Below are 16,750 nucleotides of genomic sequence, written 5' to 3'. Positions count from 1 at the left end.
TGTGAATAAAACACCCAGGCCCCATCGAGGAACGGAGCCCGGGTGTCATATTAAAAGCCCGAAAATTTTACTGATTTCTGGGAAAATTGCAATCAACATGTGATGAGGCTTTATACCAGGGCGTTACCGTTGCAGCCAGTTTGGCGTCGGCGTGCGCACAGAAAGCGGAGCGTACATGCAGTACGTGAGCATTTCGAGCACACCCCGACGTCAAAATGGCAAATAAGGTAGCCCGATATATTTATCTACCAGGGAAGCCTGGCGGCATCATACCCTTCATGCCACGCATCATCTTCGCCATCCCGCCTTTCTTCATTTTCTTCATCATGCGCTGCATGTCGTCGAACTGTTTCAGAAGACGGTTAACGTCCTGTACCTGCATGCCACAACCGGCTGCGATACGGCGTTTACGGGAACCTTTGATGATTTCTGGCTTCGCGCGCTCTTTCAGCGTCATCGAGTTGATGATCGCCTCCATCCGCACCAGCACCTTGTCATCCATCTGCGATTTCACGTTGTCAGGAATCTGGCCCATGCCCGGCAGCTTGCCCATCAGGCTCGCCATACCGCCCATGTTTTTCATCTGGTTGAGCTGTTCGAGGAAATCGTTCAGATCAAAGCCGTCGCCTTTTTTCAGTTTGCTGGCTAATTTCTCAGCCTGCGCGCGGTCAACTTTGCTTTCAATATCTTCGATCAGCGACAGCACGTCGCCCATGCCGAGAATACGGGACGCGATACGATCCGGGTGGAACGGCTCCAGCGCTTCGGTTTTCTCGCCAACGCCGAGGAATTTAATCGGCTTGCCGGTGATATGACGAATAGAGAGCGCGGCACCGCCACGGGCGTCACCGTCGACTTTCGTCAGCACCACGCCGGTCAACGGCAGCGCTTCGTTAAACGCTTTCGCGGTATTCGCGGCATCCTGACCGGTCATCGCATCGACGACAAACAGGGTCTCTACCGGATTAATAGAAGCGTGGACCTGTTTGATTTCGTCCATCATCGCTTCATCGACGTGCAGGCGACCGGCGGTATCCACCAGCAGCACGTCGTAGAATTTGAGTTTCGCTTCTTTCAGCGCGGCATTGACGATATCAACCGGCTTCTGACCGACGTCAGACGGGAAGAAATCGACGTCAACCTGCTGCGCCAGGGTTTCCAGCTGTTTGATCGCCGCCGGGCGATAAACGTCGGCAGAGACGACCAGCACTTTCTTCTTGTGCTTCTCGCGCAGAAATTTACCCAGCTTACCGACGCTGGTGGTTTTACCGGCGCCCTGCAAGCCCGCCATCAGCACGACGGCTGGCGGCTGCGCGGCCAGATTCAGGGTCTGGTTCTCTTCGCCCATCGCCGCAACCAGTTCGTTGCGCACAATCTTGACGAACTCCTGCCCCGGCGTCAGGCTCTTGTTAACTTCATGACCAACCGCTTTCTCTTTTACGCGATTGATAAACTCTCGCACTACAGGAAGCGCAACGTCAGCCTCCAGCAGCGCCATGCGCACTTCGCGCAGCGTCTCTTTAACGTTGTCTTCAGTAAGGCGTCCACGGCCACTGATATTGCGCAGCGTGCGCGACAAACGATCGGTTAAATTATCAAACATTGTCTCTCGCCTGGGGTGGAAACGGTTGGTCGCTAGCGCGACACATATACAGAATTTTGTCGCAGTATAACATGAAGCCGCCTTTGTTGTTATGCAACGGTTGGAGCAGCGGTCACGTAACGCTATACTGCTTCTCTCTCACTGGCCAACTGTCGACACTCCTATGCCCGTTTTTGCTTTACTCGCTCTTGTCGCCTATTCCATCAGCCTCGCGCTGATCGTTCCTGCTTTGCTGCAAAAAAACAGCGGCTGGCGGCGTATGGCTATCCTTTCTGCGGTCATCGCGCTGGTGTGCCATGCTTTTGCGCTGGAAGCCCGAATCCTGCCCGGCGGCGAAAGCGGTCAAAACCTGAGCCTGCTGAACGTCGGTTCGCTGGTCAGCCTGATGATTTGTACCGTCATGACAATTGTCGCTTCACGCAATCGCGGCTGGCTGCTGCTGCCTGTTGTCTACGCCTTTGCGTTAATTAACCTGGCCTTCGCCACGTTCATGCCGAACGAGTACATCACCCACCTCGAAGCCACGCCAGGTATGATGATACACATCGGCCTGTCGCTGTTCGCTTACGCCACATTGATCATTGCCGCGCTGTATGCGTTGCAGCTGGCATGGATCGACTATCAGCTCAAAAACAAAAAGCTGGCGTTCAATAATGAAATGCCCCCGCTGATGAGCATTGAGCGCAAAATGTTTCACATCACGCAGATTGGCGTGGTGCTGCTGACGCTCACGCTGTGTACTGGCCTGTTTTACATGCATAACCTGTTCAGCATGGAAAATATCGACAAAGCCGTTCTCTCTATCGTGGCATGGTTTGTCTATATTGTTCTGTTGTGGGGACATTACCACGAAGGCTGGCGCGGACGTCGGGTCGTATGGTTTAACGTCGCGGGCGCAGGCATTCTGACGCTGGCCTATTTCGGCAGCCGCGTATTGCAGCAGTTTGTAAGCTAAGTCTTAAAGGAGCACCCCCTGGAACATATCTCCACTACCACGCTGATCGTCACACTGATCATCATGGTGGTTATTTCAGCCTATTTTTCCGGTTCCGAAACCGGCATGATGACGCTGAACCGCTATCGTCTTCGCCACCTGGCAAAACAGGGCAACCGTCCGGCAAAGCGCGTGGAAAAACTACTGCGCAAGCCGGACCGACTGATAAGCCTGGTTCTGATTGGTAATAACCTGGTCAATATTCTCGCCTCAGCCATCGGCACCATCGTCGGTATGCGCCTGTACGGCGATGCGGGCGTGGCAATTGCCACCGGCGTACTGACGTTTGTCGTCCTCGTATTTGCGGAAGTGCTGCCGAAAACCATCGCCGCGCTGTACCCGGAAAAAGTGGCCTACCCCAGCAGTTTTCTGCTGGCGCCTTTGCAGGTGCTGATGATGCCGCTGGTCTGGTTGCTTAACACCATTACCCGGCTGCTGATGCGCATGATGGGCATTAAAACGGATATCGTCATCAGCGGCTCTCTGAGTAAAGACGAACTGCGCACGCTCGTGAATGAATCCCGCTCGCAAATCTCCCGCCGCAACCAGGACATGCTGCTCTCAGTGCTGGATCTGGAAAAGGTTAGCGTGGATGACATCATGGTGCCGCGCAACGAAATTATCGGCATTGATATCAATGACGACTGGAAATCGATCGTCCGCCAGCTTTCTCACTCGCCGCACGGGCGCATTGTGCTTTACCGCGACTCGCTGGATGACGCCATCAGCATGCTGCGCGTACGCGAGGCCTGGCGGTTAATGTCCGAGAAAAAAGAGTTCACTAAAGAGACCATGCTGCGCGCCGCCGATGAGATCTACTTCATCCCGGAAGGCACGCCGCTCAGCACGCAGCTGGTAAAATTTCAGCGTAATAAAAAGAAAGTCGGGCTGGTGGTCAACGAATACGGGGATATTCAGGGACTGGTGACGGTCGAAGATATTCTGGAAGAAATTGTCGGCGACTTCACTACCTCAATGTCGCCAACGCTGGCGGAAGAGGTCACGCCGCAGAATGACGGTTCAGTGATTATCGACGGCAGCGCCAACGTGCGGGAAATCAACAAAGCCTTTAACTGGCACCTGCCGGAAGACGATGCGCGGACGGTAAACGGCGTGATTCTGGAAGCGCTGGAAGAGATCCCCATCGCCGGAACGCGCGTGCGCATTGGCCAGTACGATATCGATATTCTCGACGTCCAGGACAATATGATTAAGCAGGTTAAAGTCTTGCCGGTGAAACCGTTGCGGGAGAGTATCTCAGAGTAATGCTGTAGGCCGGGTACGGCGAATGCCGCCACCCGGCACTACGGATGGCAAATTACGCTTTCGCCTTCGCCACAGTTACCATCGCCGCGCGAATAGTACGACCGTTCAGCGTATAGCCTTTCTGCATAATGCCCAGCACGTTACCCGGGGTAACATCCTCAGACTCCACCATCGCAATCGCCTGATGCACGTTCGGATCCAGCGGTACGTTGGTGTCAGCAATCACCTCTACGCCGAACTTACGCACGACATCCAGCATGGATTTCAGCGTCAGCTCAATGCCTTCGACCATTGACGCCATATCTGGATTCGCTTTATCCGCCACTTCCAGCGCACGATCCAGGCTATCGATAACCGGCAACAGCTCATTGACGAATTTTTCCAGCGCGAACTTATGCGCCTTTTCTACGTCCAGCTCGGTACGACGGCGCAGGTTTTCCATTTCCGCTTTGATACGTAACACGCTGTCACGTTCGCGATTCTGGGCTTCAGCAAGCTGCGCTTCCAGATTCGCAATTTTTTCATCGCGCGGATCCACCTGCTCAGCAGAAGCGTCTGATTCAACCGCCTCAACTTCTTCGTGCTGATCCATGATAATTTCTTCCGGGGCTTGCCCCTCAGGCGTTTTCTGTTCTTTACTACTCATGAATTTCTCCGCGTTTTTTTTCGCATTCATCTCGCTAACTTCGCTTATTATGGGGATCAGATTCAGGGTTTCAAGGGAAGCACTCACATTGTCATCAATCTTCGCTACAAGGACCTCGAGAAAATGAACAATCATTTCAAGTGTATTGGCATTGTGGGACATCCACGTCACCCCACTGCACTGACGACACATGAAATGCTCTACCGCTGGCTATGCACAAAAGGTTACGAGGTCATCGTGGAGCAACAGATCGCCCACGAATTACAGCTGAAAAATGTAAAAACCGGCACGCTGGCGGAAATTGGTCAACTGGCGGATCTCGCCGTCGTTGTCGGCGGGGATGGCAATATGCTCGGCGCGGCGCGCACGCTGGCGCGCTATGACATCAAAGTGATCGGCATTAACCGTGGCAATCTCGGCTTCCTGACCGACCTTGACCCGGACAACGCCCTGCAACAACTCGCGGACGTACTGGAAGGCCATTATATCGCCGAGAAACGCTTTTTACTGGAAGCTCAGGTCTGCCAGCAAAACTGCCAGAAACGCATCAGTACCGCCATCAATGAAGTCGTGCTGCACCCGGGAAAAGTGGCGCACATGATTGAATTTGAAGTGTATATCGACGAAACCTTCGCCTTTTCTCAGCGTTCCGATGGTCTGATCATCTCCACGCCGACCGGTTCCACCGCCTATTCACTCTCGGCGGGCGGCCCCATTCTGACGCCGTCGCTGGACGCCATCACGCTGGTGCCGATGTTCCCGCACACCCTATCCGCACGCCCGTTGGTCATTAACGGCAGCAGCACGATTCGTTTGCGTTTCTCACACCGCCGTAGCGACCTCGAAATCAGTTGCGACAGTCAGATTGCCCTGCCCATACAGGAAGGCGAAGATGTATTGATCCGCCGCTGTGACTACCATCTGAACCTGATACACCCTAAAGATTACAGTTATTTCAACACATTAAGCACAAAATTAGGCTGGTCAAAAAAATTATTCTAATTTAACGCCGCCCTCTTTACTGTATAAAAAACCAGTTTATACTGTATGTAATTACAGTTATGGTTTTTCATACAGGAAAACAGCTATGTTGGCACAACTGACCATCAGCAATTTTGCTATCGTTCGTGAACTTGAGATCGATTTCCAGAGCGGAATGACCGTCATTACCGGTGAAACCGGCGCGGGTAAGTCTATTGCGATTGATGCGCTCGGCTTGTGTCTGGGTGGCCGTGCAGACGCCGACATGGTGCGGGTGGGAGCAACCCGCGCAGACCTGTGCGCCCGCTTCTCACTGAAAGATACGCCAGCAGCGATGCGCTGGCTGGAAGAAAACCAACTGGAAGAAGGGCGTGAGTGCTTACTTCGCCGCGTCATTAGCAGCGACGGTCGCTCCCGCGGCTTCATCAACGGCACCGCCGTGCCTCTCTCCCAGTTACGGGAACTGGGCCAGTTGCTCATTCAAATTCACGGCCAGCATGCGCATCAGCTACTGACCAAGTCTGAACATCAAAAATCCCTGCTCGACGGCTACGCCAACGAAGCGCTTCTGATTCAGGAAATGTCCTCACGCTATCAACTGTGGCATCAAAGCTGCCGCGATCTGGCGCATCATCAACAGCAAAGCCAGGAACGCGCCGCACGTATGGAGCTGCTGCAATATCAGTTGAAAGAACTGAACGAATTTAACCCGCAGCCCGGTGAGTTTGAGCAAATTGATGAAGAATATAAACGACTGGCAAACAGCGGCCGGTTGCTGACGACCAGCCAGAATGCGCTGACGTTGCTTGCTGATGGCGAAGACGTCAATCTGCAAAGCCAGCTGTACACGGCAAAACAGTTAGTCACCGAACTGACGGGCATGGACAGCAAACTGTCTGGCATTCTGGATATGCTGGAGGAGGCCACAATCCAGATAACTGAGGCCAGCGACGAACTGCGTCACTATTGCGACCGTCTGGATTTAGACCCCAATCGCCTGTTCGAACTTGAGCAGCGCATTTCTAAGCAGATTTCACTGGCGCGTAAACATCACGTCAGCCCGGAAGCGCTGCCGCAGTTTTATCAGTCACTGCTCGAAGAACAGCAGCAGCTTGACGATCAGGCCGACTCACTGGAAACCCTGACGCTGGCGGTGAACAAACATCGCCAGCAGGCGCTGGAAACGGCAAAAGCGCTGCATACTCAGCGTCAGCATGACGCGCAGGAACTGGGGCAGTTGATCACCGAAAGCATGCATGCGCTGTCGATGCCACATGGCCGGTTCACTATTGATGTAAAATTTGATGAGCATCATCTGAGCAGCGACGGTGCCGACCGCGTAGAGTTTAAAGTCACCACAAACCCGGGTCAGCCATTGCAGCCAATCGCAAAGGTCGCTTCCGGGGGCGAACTGTCCCGTATCGCGCTGGCAATCCAGGTCATCACTGCCCGTAAAATGGAAACCCCGGCGCTCATTTTCGATGAAGTCGATGTCGGTATCAGCGGCCCTACTGCGGCCGTTGTCGGCAAACTGCTGCGCCAGTTAGGTGAGTCAACTCAGGTAATGTGCGTCACCCACCTTCCGCAAGTTGCCGGTTGTGGTCATCAGCACTTCTTTGTCAGCAAAGAAACGGACGGCGCCATGACCGAAACGCATATGCAGTCGCTGGATAAACGCTCGCGGTTACAGGAGCTGGCTCGTTTACTTGGCGGCAGCGAAGTGACGCGTAATACCCTCGCAAATGCGAAAGAACTGTTGGCTGCGTAAACTTTTTTGACCCTTTAAGGTCTGAGTACAAAACAAAATCGCCGTAAGACCCGACACCAAAAGGTTTTAAAGTGGTGAAAGGTCTATTATCATCGGCATATTACATATGAGCCGCGTACTGCTCGGGCCCGAAAAGGAATCAAATCACTATGCGCTGTAAAACGCTGACTGCTGCCGCAGCAGTACTACTGATGTTGACCGCAGGCTGTTCCACTCTGGAGCGAGTGGTTTACCGCCCTGACATCAACCAGGGGAACTATCTGACCGCTAACGATGTCGCCAAAGTGCGCGTCGGTATGACGCAACAGCAGGTTGCTTATGCTTTGGGTACACCGATGATGTCCGATCCTTTTGGCACTAACACATGGTTCTATGTGTTCCGTCAGCAACCGGGTCATGAAGGCGTAACGCAACAAACCTTAACGCTGACCTTTAACAGCAACGGCGTGTTGACCAACATCGACAATAAGCCAGCGTTGACCGACAACAAGTAAGATTGTTTTCTGGTGTTAAAAAAGGTGCCATTGGCACCTTTTTTAATTATTGACGAACCTGAACCCGCTTTGCCGAAAGAATGCAGGCCTGATAAGCGTTCAGGCATCCATGATTATTTATTTGCCGATTTCTCCGCTCGCTGTCTGCGCAACTCTTTCGGATCGGCAATCAGCGGTCGATAGATCTCTACCCGATCGCCGTCATGAACCACGTCGGCAAGTTTTGTCGGGCGGCTATATATACCGACTTTGTTTTTAGCGAGATCGATATCGGTGCGCAGTTCCAGCAAACCGGAAGCACGAATCGCCTCTTCAACCGTCGCGCCTTCCTGCAACGTCACACGCTGTAAATACTGTTTCTCGGGCAGCGCATACGCCACTTCGACGACAATTTTAGCCGACACTGTAAACCTCTTTGGCCCGAACGGTGAACGCCTGCACCATATTAGAAGCCAGCTCTTTAAAGACGCGGCCAAACGCCAGTTCAATTAACTTGTTGGTGAACTCAAAATCGAGGTGGAACTCGATGCGGCACGCTTCCTGGCTGAGCGGCGTAAATTTCCACCCGCCAATCAACTTTTTGAAAGGGCCATCGACCAGATGCATCAGGATGCTCTGGTTATTCGTCAACTGGTTACGTGTCGTGAATGTTTTGCTGATCCCTGCCTTAGACACATCCACGGCCGCCGTCATCTGACCCGGCGTCGATTCCAGCACACGGCTGCCGACACATCCCGGCAAAAACTGAGGGTAGGACTGAACATCATTCACTAACTTATACATCTGTTCCGCGCTATAAGGGACTAAAGCGGTCCGGCTAATCTGAGGCATAGCAATTTCCATCAACATAAATCGAACAAATAATACCATTTATCCCCAGGTAAAAAAAACGCTATACCTCAACAGGGCCTACGCAGGTTCATGCTAAGATAACGCCTTATCCCCCGCAGGATGAAATGGGGTGTTTTTCGATTTCAGATTACCTATACTGAGCGGCATTATGACGAAGAAAAAAGCACACAAACCTGGCTCAGCCACTATTGCGTTGAATAAGCGCGCCCGACACGAATACTTTATTGAAGAAGAGTTCGAAGCTGGACTCGCCCTGCAAGGTTGGGAAGTTAAATCCCTGCGCGCGGGCAAAGCGAATATTAGCGATAGCTATGTCCTTCTCAGGGATGGCGAAGCATACTTGTTCGGCGCAAACTTTACGCCAATGGCAGTCGCCTCAACGCACGTCGTGTGTGACCCCACTCGCACCCGTAAACTGCTACTGAACCAGCGCGAACTCGACTCCCTGTACGGACGCGTCAATCGTGAAGGTTATACCGTCGTCGCACTTTCACTGTACTGGAAGAACGCCTGGTGCAAAGTGAAAATCGGCGTTGCAAAAGGTAAGAAACAGCATGATAAACGCTCAGACCTGAAAGAGCGTGAGTGGCAACTGGATAAAGCCCGCATCATGAAGAATGCAGGCCGCTAAACGTTCCCTGATAACACCGCTTTCGTTGCTGGCTATTTAAGCAAATCGTTCCATCACGCGAAATGAGCGGTAAATCCTTGAAGATAAGGAAAATCGGGGGCTGGTCACACGTGTCACAACTCTGTTATACTTAACGTAACACATTGGGGCTGATTCTGGATTCGACGGGATTTGCGAAACCCAAGGTGCATGCCGAGGGGCGGTTGGCCTCGTAAAAAGCCGCAAAAAATAGTCGCAAACGACGAAAACTACGCTTTAGCAGCTTAATAACCTGCTCTGAGCCCTCTCTCCCTAGCTTCCGCTCTTAAGACGGGGATCAAAGAGAGGTCAAACCCAAAAGAGATCGCGTGGATGCCCTGCCTGGGGTTGAAGCGTTAAAACTAATCAGGCTAGTTTGGTAGTGGCGTGTCCGTCCGCAGGTGCCAGGCGAATGTAAAGACTGACTAAGCATGTAGTACCGAGGATGTAGGAATTTCGGACGCGGGTTCAACTCCCGCCAGCTCCACCACTTTTTAGTTGTTTGAAGTACAATGAAGTCTACTAAGCCCGCACAGCACAAGCTCTGCGGGCTTTTTTACGTCTATTGTCGTCCAGTGAGAATTGCTGAGAACTATCACTTATGGCACCCTGAATGGGACCCACTAAGAAGGGTCCAAAAACCGAGGGTCCCAAAATGGCAAAAATCGCTAAGAAGCTCACTGACACTGAAATCAAAAGCACCAAGCCAGCCGACAAAGAAATCAACTTGTTTGACGGAGATGGTTTGATACTACGAATCGCTCCCCTCTCGAAAGGAGGAAAGAAGAATTGGTATTTCAGGTATGCAGTGCCAGTCAGTAAAAAAAGAACCAAAATGAGCCTTGGGACATATCCTCACCTTACACTGGCAAGAGCCAGAGCCTTACGAGATGAATACCTTTCCTTGCTTGCTAATGGCATTGATCCCCAAGTTCATAACAACGATAAAGCTAATGCCTTAAAGAATGCTACTGAACACACTCTCCAAGCCGTGGCAAGGAAATGGTTGGATGAGAAGGTAAAGACCTCAGGTATCTCACAAGACCATGCAGCAGACATCTGGCGCAGCTTAGAGAGAAATGTCTTTACTGGTCTGGGTAATGTCCCTATCAATGAGATCCGACCTAAGCTCTTAAAACAACACCTTGATCCTATTGAGCAACGAGGCGTATTGGAAACTCTACGCCGCATCATTTCACGTCTGAATGAAATCTTCCGGTGGGCAGCCACTGAAGAACTTATTGAGTTCAACCCGGCTGACAACCTTGGTCAAAGATTCAGTAAACCAAAAAAGCAAAATATGCCTGCCCTTCCCCCAAGCGAATTGCCAAGGTTTATGGAATCTTTGACGAATGCGTCAATCCGGTTGGAAACACGTATGCTAATTGAATGGCAATTGTTGACATGGGTTCGTCCGGGTGAAGCCGTCCGCGCAAGGTGGTCTGATATTGATACAACCAACAGCATTTGGAACATTCCTGCAGATTTTATGAAAATGAAAAAGCCTCACAAAGTTCCTTTGAGTAAAGAAGCTTTGCACATCCTTGAATTAATGAAATCAATAAGTGGGCATAGAGAATGGGTTTTCCCCAGCATTAAAGCGCCTCTTAATCATATGCATGAACAAACAGCCAACGCAGCTATTATCCGAATGGGGTTTGGAGGGGAGCTTGTAGCTCACGGTATGCGTTCGATTGCAAGAACAGCGGCAGAGGAGTCTGGTAAGTTCAGAGCTGAAGTTCTTGAGGCAGCACTTGCCCACTCTAAAAAAGATGAAATTATCGCAGCATACAATCGTGCAGAATATCTGATAGAGCGACAGAGTTTGATGCAATGGTGGAGTGATTACGTTCAAACTCAAAGAGCTAAAGCTATCGCTGCTTGACTGATACAGGGGATCAGCAAGAAGGATAGGGATAGCCTGGAAAGCCCATATGCTGACGAATGCCCCTTAGCTAAAACATTATCATCGAATTTAAAGCGCACATGTACATAAAACCAGTATAAAAACATAAGGTTATATAACTAAACTTTGATACGTATGCTTCCATATGTTTTTAGTGTTTGATATGGTGAAAAAAAGATACTGATGTTTTTTTATGCTTTCATTGCTTGTTTCCTTAGTGGGCTACCATATGGATTTCTTTGAAAAAACTAATGCTGACAAAAATTCAATAGGTTTTACCTATCAAGATTACGTTGCTTTAAAACATGCCTTAGAGCTTAAACCAGAAGAACACATTGGGATTGAAGTTTATGACGATCTCCATCTTGAGAGCATCGAGGGTCATAAAACTTTGGTTCAAGTTAAACATTCAATTAACAAGTCTAATATAACTAATAAAGACATAGACTTATGGAAAACATTATATAATTGGGCAGAGGCGATTAAGACCATAGGCGACAAAAGTATTAGCCTTATTTTTTACACTAATAAAGGCCTTACCTTAGAGCCTGGTATCGTGCAACTTATAGCTAACGACACTAAAGACATTGAAAAAATAAAAGATGAAGTAAAAAAGATAGAACAAGATCATAAAAATAAGTCAGATGACCTTTATAAGTATATTTCTATTATTAACTCACTCGATAGCAATACTTTTGACAGGTTATTTAATAGTATAAGTTTTCAACATAGCGAAGATGGGATTATATTCCAAATTAAAACATTACTAAAAACATTAGCAATCCCAAATGATAAATTAGATGACGTATTTTATTACATATCGGGTACGTTCTTTGAACGTAAATATGATCTAATTAAAAATCACAGAAAGATAAATATAAGCTATAATGATTTCCGAAATAATTTTGGAATAGATAGGATTATTCAAATTTCAAGACATTGTATAAATAATTTCGACCAATACTACGATTTTGAATCTGCATACCCTACTAACGTTGAATCAAAGATCTCTTACAAACAACTCAAAGATTTGGATTTGAATAGCGATTCAATCGTAAAATATATAAATGAAATGGCCAAGACAGAAGCTTTCATTCAAAAATTACAAAGCTCTGGAGATTTAACAACTCAAGAAGAAAGACTAATATATCAAAAAGCGCTTGATGAATGGCAATCTCGTCATTCAGCAACGTATATACGAAGCCGTTTTACAGAAATAAATGAAGATCATCTTAATAAAGCTTTCTTTGTCTATACTGAATTGACAGGAAACTGTAATATTGTGTTGGATAAAAATCAATTACCTAAGTCTATGACTACAGGAACGTTCTTGCTCCTTTCAGATAAGCCAAAAATAGGATGGCTTCAAAACTGGGAGTCAGTCTATAAATGAAAATATATAACAATGAGCTTTTAGGCATATTCTCTTTGCAAGAGGTGTTATCAATAGCATCAAATATTGAAATAAGCAATGCAATGCTAATTTTACCAATTATATTTCATAAAAAAAGCTTAGATTACCTTGCTCACAAGAGAACCAATACACTATCTTTTCAAGATCTACTATTAACCAAGCCCGAAATAATAGTATCCATAAATAAAAGATTCTATAATTTCCTTCCATCCTCAGTAAATTGTGTTTCATTGTGCCTTGAAAATGGAATAGCTGAATTAGACCAAGGTAGATTAGCATTTAAAAACAAGTTAATATTAGATAATACGATCCCGTTCATTGGCAAAAGAGCCGTAAAAATACAGGCAGCATCTATAAATGTTGCACGTTTATTATTAGAAGAACCACACAATATATATGACATTTGTGGAGTTAGATTATAATGCAGATTACTAATATTTTAATATGGCAAATTGATTCAACCTTGAGGAATTTAGAACTTGAGGAAAACAAGGTAAATGTAATAACAGGTGATTCTGGCAAAGGAAAATCCTCAATACTGGCTATTGTTGATTATTGCCTTTTATCCTCATCCTCTGATGGTATATCAAAAACAAATGTCGATAATTTTGTAAATTGGTATGGGATTAGATTAAGTATTAACGGTAAATATTTCACTATTTGTAGAAAAGCGACACACTTTGAAGAAGATGATCTAGTTTACTTTGACAAAAATGGAGACATTCCACAAACCCCAATAAACAATATCAAAAAGGATGTTTTAAAGGAACATCTGAATTATGAGTTTGGTATTAATAGTTCTCTAAAAATCCCTTATGGTGGTAGATTCATACAACAAGGGTCAAAAGTATCCTATAGATATTTTATCCCGCATTGCTTTATAGATCAAACAACACTAACCTCTTCAGAACATCTTTATTCAAAAATCTCTGATTTAAAGACAAGAGAGCGTATTGACCGAACTTTTGACATGGCTCTTGGCAGTGAAAACGCCGAAACTATGATAATGAGAACGCGGTTAGAAGAATTACAAAGGAATCTTGCTCGTATCGAATATAAACAGTCGGTTAGCAAAGACTCTTATTTCAATTTCGAAAGTGAAATAGAATCACTATACGACAGGGCGTATAATTTTGGTTTAATAATTGAAAACAGCAAGAATGAACCAACTGTAAGTGATAAATTTGAAAATTTGAGAGCGATAGTTAATTACAGGGATATAAACGAAATTCCAGCAATTAATGAAAAAACAAAAATCGAAAAAGAACTTTTCCTCTTAAAAAAAGAACTTACAGACATTAATGAATATATAGAAACAAATACTGAATATAAGAGGTTTTTAAAAGAAAACCAAGACTCTCTTTTAATAGCCAAATATCTAGATGATAATTACAGCAACATATTATATACAAAAAACATCTATTCAATCATTAAATCTTTATTGAACCAAAGCTCAGAGATAAAAAAAGCTATAGCCGAAAAAGGACAAAACTCACTCATATCAAAAACAAATGCTAAGAGAAAAGAGTTAGAACTTAAAATATCATCCTTGAGTAAAAAACTTGCAACTGTTAGTGATGAAAAGGTTACACCAATCGAACTTTATCGGTTCATGGGCGAACTCAGTTCTGAAATTAAACGGATAGTTGTTCTCCCTAAATATGATTACACTGATACTATAGAAAAGATAACTACGAAAATTGATGAGTTAGAAAGCAAGATAACAGATAATAATGCCTTTAAAGAATATACATTGAGTTTACTGAACGGAAAAATAAAGGAAATATTCACACGGATGCCTTTAAAAGGATTTGAGGATGCAACTCCGATATTTAACAAGGCAAAAAAAACACTTGATCTGATAAATAAAAATCAAGTTGAAAAAATGATAGATATTGGAAGTGCTTCTAACTATATGTATGTACATGTAGCTTATTTCCTTGCACTTCACGAATTGGTAAGAGATAGAAACGTACCGTGGGTTCCACGATTCTTAGTAATTGACCAGCCCAGCACTCCATATTTTAGTACTGCTGGTAAAAAAACTGATGACTTTGCAAGCCTTGATGCAGCCCTAAATGAAATTAATTCTTTTGTTGAGAAAATGCGGTCTCATGGTGGTTTCCAAATAATACTGTTAGAGCATATTGAAGAGTCTTATTGGCTTGACAGAGAAATGACGAACTTTACTCTTGTTGATAATGAATTAAGAGGCAATTATGGTTTAATTCATTTCAAATAAAATCGTACAGAGATTATGAGGGCACTATGATTGCATACATAGTGCCACAGCTTATCAGCTACGGGGCTTATAACCAACATCCAGAGTAAATTTTGAAAGTTCTTAAAGATGTTCAATAAACAATGGTGGTGTAAGTTTCACATAACACCACCACATAAGATTTTAAATTCATCAATACACTCAAATAATATTTATAATGTGGTAATTAGAATGTTCTTTTCTCTCCTGAAATTATTCGATAAGGAAATTCAATATTTTTAATCAACCATTTTTTGGCTTTTTCTTTTCCTTTTTCTTTTTGGGTTTGTCGTGATGCGAATAATATATCTTTGGTTTCAAATTAAATCCTTCAACAACTTCCTTCCAAGTTTGAACCGCTAATAAAAATTGGATAGAATTGATGTCAATTAATTTTTTGGCTTTTGTAGTAGTTGAGATCCATAAAACCACATCAGTAATTTTCTCTTCAAATTTTACTACTCCTCTTACTATAGTTTGAATTGTAGTTTTTGACTGCTCAATATTATAAATTAGATCATGCGGTTTATCTGATATCTTTACAGCAATAATCTCTCCATTTTTATAAAGATCTGCAACTTCAACATTGTAGTCCTTTCCATCATCACGTAAGGAGGGTATTTTTTTGAGCTGGCGATCTAGAAGTGTATAACCTTTCTCAACAGACATCTTTTCATTAAAATAGTACTCTCTATATTCTAATTTGTCTTTAGAAGTTCCTTCTTCGATTTGTTTTATTTTTTCAGCTTGCCATGCTTTGAAGTCGTCTTCCTTTAGAGCATCTTTAACCTCAAATTTTATACCTGCTAAAGAGGTAGACAAATACTTCATAAAGGCAGAGTTAAATCGACTCCACCCTCCCCTCTTAAGGAAGTAGTGCTCACTGCCATCGCTATAAGTAATACTCAATATTTCTTTTAGAGAGGCCGTATGACCACTGTTATTTTCATTAGTTATCTTAACAAAAACTTTATTGATATCCTTTATGTCGTTGTTTTTTATAAATTGCTTAACATCTGTTATTTTTATATCATTAACTTTATCTGCTGATTGAAGATACTTTCCACTCCCCTCAACTTTTGTGTGCAATTTAAAAAATGTCAAAGAATTATTAATTACAATAGAGGCACCAAAAGATTGAATCTCATCTATAATAACATTTACATCATCTTTAATGATCGATTGAAGTAGATAATTATCAAGCTCATCTATTTTTGACTCGTCAGTGATTTTTTCCGATTTAGGAAATTCGATTTTCTCTTTGGTTGCCAACGAAGAATCAATATCATTGAAGACATCTACTAATGCAGTAGGGGCACCATCTAAACTTAGCTGAATTGAATCAGAAAAAGTTATATTATTACATCCCCACTTGTCAGTTTCTTTGGCTTTTGTTTTAAGATGTTCGATGGATTCGCCAGGAAAATATGATCCTTGCACAAACTGTGAGTATGACGATGCCTCCTGACTCTTTCCCCCACAAAAGAATCTACTTTTCTTGAGCAAAATATTTTCATCATTAGCTATACGCATTGCCACATTCAGCCCAAAGTCTGCTTCAATAAACTTGCTGAGATAAAAATGTGATTTACCAAGACTGATAAGATAGCAATTCTCAGGGTCCTTTTCTTTAAATCCTATTAGCAGGCCAAAATAGAATATATTATGAGGCTTTTCAATTTCTTCATTGAAGAAATCACTAAATACATCCCACCACCATACTTCATTTCCTTTTAACTTATCAGAAAAATAAAATTTGAGTTGATAAGATTGATGTAGAATAGTTTTTTGTTCGACAAGTCCTTCTTTAATGATTTTTTTTGTCAATTCTGGAAGACTCTTATATGGCATTCTATATATGTTATAGCTGACTGACATTTAATCGCCTCTGAAATATATATTCATACAAGTTAATGT

The 16,750-nt window shown here is 45.0% G+C and carries 15 protein-coding genes and 1 other RNA gene; 11 read left to right on the top strand and 5 right to left on the bottom strand.

The annotated features are described in order from the left end of the window. Positions 1 to 241 precede the first annotated feature (241 nt). The gene (gene ffh / locus OGY62_RS22680) at positions 242 to 1,603 is read right to left on the bottom strand and encodes a signal recognition particle protein (protein ID WP_012134699.1); all 1,362 of its coding nucleotides are present in this window, start codon (positions 1,601 to 1,603) and stop codon (positions 242 to 244) included. A gap of 163 nt (positions 1,604 to 1,766) precedes the next feature. On the opposite strand from ffh, the gene OGY62_RS22675 reads away from it, so the two are divergent. Next, positions 1,767 to 2,558, top strand: coding sequence for a cytochrome C assembly family protein (locus OGY62_RS22675; protein ID WP_012134700.1), 792 nt, complete (start codon positions 1,767 to 1,769; stop codon positions 2,556 to 2,558). Positions 2,559 to 2,576: 18 nt separating this feature from the next. Further along, positions 2,577 to 3,863 (top strand): HlyC/CorC family transporter, encoded by a 1,287-nt coding sequence (locus tag OGY62_RS22670; RefSeq protein WP_047461874.1) that lies wholly within the window; start codon positions 2,577 to 2,579, stop codon positions 3,861 to 3,863. A gap of 52 nt (positions 3,864 to 3,915) precedes the next feature. On the opposite strand, the gene grpE is transcribed toward OGY62_RS22670, so the two are convergent. Beyond that, complete coding sequence (gene grpE, locus OGY62_RS22665; protein ID WP_024130852.1) at positions 3,916 to 4,509, bottom strand: nucleotide exchange factor GrpE; 594 nt, start codon at positions 4,507 to 4,509, stop codon at positions 3,916 to 3,918. A gap of 123 nt (positions 4,510 to 4,632) precedes the next feature. Between grpE and nadK the strand changes: the two genes are divergently transcribed. The 3 genes from nadK (at position 4,633) to bamE (ending at position 7,752) form a co-directional block, all read left to right on the top strand. Next, positions 4,633 to 5,511, top strand: coding sequence for an NAD(+) kinase (gene nadK / locus OGY62_RS22660; RefSeq protein WP_024130853.1), 879 nt, complete (start codon positions 4,633 to 4,635; stop codon positions 5,509 to 5,511). An 85-nt stretch (positions 5,512 to 5,596) separates the two neighbouring features. After that, a complete protein-coding gene (gene recN, locus OGY62_RS22655) occupies positions 5,597 to 7,258 on the top strand; it encodes a DNA repair protein RecN (protein ID WP_286460590.1) in 1,662 nt (553 codons plus the stop codon). 149 nt (positions 7,259 to 7,407) lie between these two features. Further along, entirely contained in the window at positions 7,408 to 7,752 is a 345-nt protein-coding gene (gene bamE / locus OGY62_RS22650) for an outer membrane protein assembly factor BamE (protein WP_012134705.1), read from the top strand. A 113-nt stretch (positions 7,753 to 7,865) separates the two neighbouring features. Here bamE and OGY62_RS22645 read toward each other — a convergent pair whose 3' ends face one another. Further along, on the bottom strand, positions 7,866 to 8,156 hold the full coding sequence (locus OGY62_RS22645) for an RnfH family protein (RefSeq protein ID WP_012134706.1): 291 nt from the start codon (positions 8,154 to 8,156) through the stop codon (positions 7,866 to 7,868). Further along, on the bottom strand, positions 8,146 to 8,583 hold the full coding sequence (ratA, locus tag OGY62_RS22640; RefSeq protein WP_024130854.1) for a type II toxin-antitoxin system toxin RatA: 438 nt from the start codon (positions 8,581 to 8,583) through the stop codon (positions 8,146 to 8,148). The genes OGY62_RS22645 and ratA overlap by 11 nt, the downstream gene beginning before the upstream one ends. Before the next feature lie 169 nt (positions 8,584 to 8,752). Between ratA and smpB the strand changes: the two genes are divergently transcribed. From smpB to OGY62_RS22610, 6 genes are all read left to right on the top strand, one after another. After that, a complete protein-coding gene (gene smpB, locus OGY62_RS22635; protein ID WP_012134708.1) occupies positions 8,753 to 9,235 on the top strand; it encodes an SsrA-binding protein SmpB in 483 nt (160 codons plus the stop codon). A 145-nt stretch (positions 9,236 to 9,380) separates the two neighbouring features. Further along, positions 9,381 to 9,743, top strand: a transfer-messenger RNA (tmRNA) gene (gene ssrA / locus OGY62_RS22630). A gap of 165 nt (positions 9,744 to 9,908) precedes the next feature. Then, positions 9,909 to 11,138, top strand: a complete 1,230-nt coding sequence (locus tag OGY62_RS22625; protein ID WP_286460589.1) for an integrase domain-containing protein — start codon at positions 9,909 to 9,911, stop codon at positions 11,136 to 11,138. 250 nt (positions 11,139 to 11,388) lie between these two features. Beyond that, positions 11,389 to 12,552: a hypothetical protein gene (locus tag OGY62_RS22620; protein ID WP_286460587.1), complete on the top strand. Its 1,164-nt coding sequence runs from the start codon at positions 11,389 to 11,391 to the stop codon at positions 12,550 to 12,552. Then, positions 12,549 to 12,995 (top strand): three component ABC system middle component, encoded by a 447-nt coding sequence (locus OGY62_RS22615; protein ID WP_286460586.1) that lies wholly within the window; start codon positions 12,549 to 12,551, stop codon positions 12,993 to 12,995. Before OGY62_RS22620 ends, OGY62_RS22615 begins: the two co-directional genes overlap by 4 nt. Further along, positions 12,995 to 14,815, top strand: coding sequence for a DUF3732 domain-containing protein (locus OGY62_RS22610; protein WP_286460585.1), 1,821 nt, complete (start codon positions 12,995 to 12,997; stop codon positions 14,813 to 14,815). Before OGY62_RS22615 ends, OGY62_RS22610 begins: the two co-directional genes overlap by 1 nt. Positions 14,816 to 15,076: 261 nt before the next feature. Here the strand turns inward: OGY62_RS22610 and OGY62_RS22605 are convergent, their stop codons facing one another. Next, positions 15,077 to 16,711, bottom strand: a complete 1,635-nt coding sequence (locus OGY62_RS22605; RefSeq protein WP_286460582.1) for a DUF6119 family protein — start codon at positions 16,709 to 16,711, stop codon at positions 15,077 to 15,079. Positions 16,712 to 16,750 lie beyond the last annotated feature (39 nt).

It is taken from the genome of Citrobacter sp. CK198 (assembly GCF_030333295.1).
Taxonomy (GTDB): Bacteria; Pseudomonadota; Gammaproteobacteria; order Enterobacterales; family Enterobacteriaceae; genus Citrobacter_B; species Citrobacter_B koseri.
The sequence above is the reverse complement of the archived record's forward strand: the minus strand, read 5'-3'. Positions and strand labels throughout refer to the sequence as shown.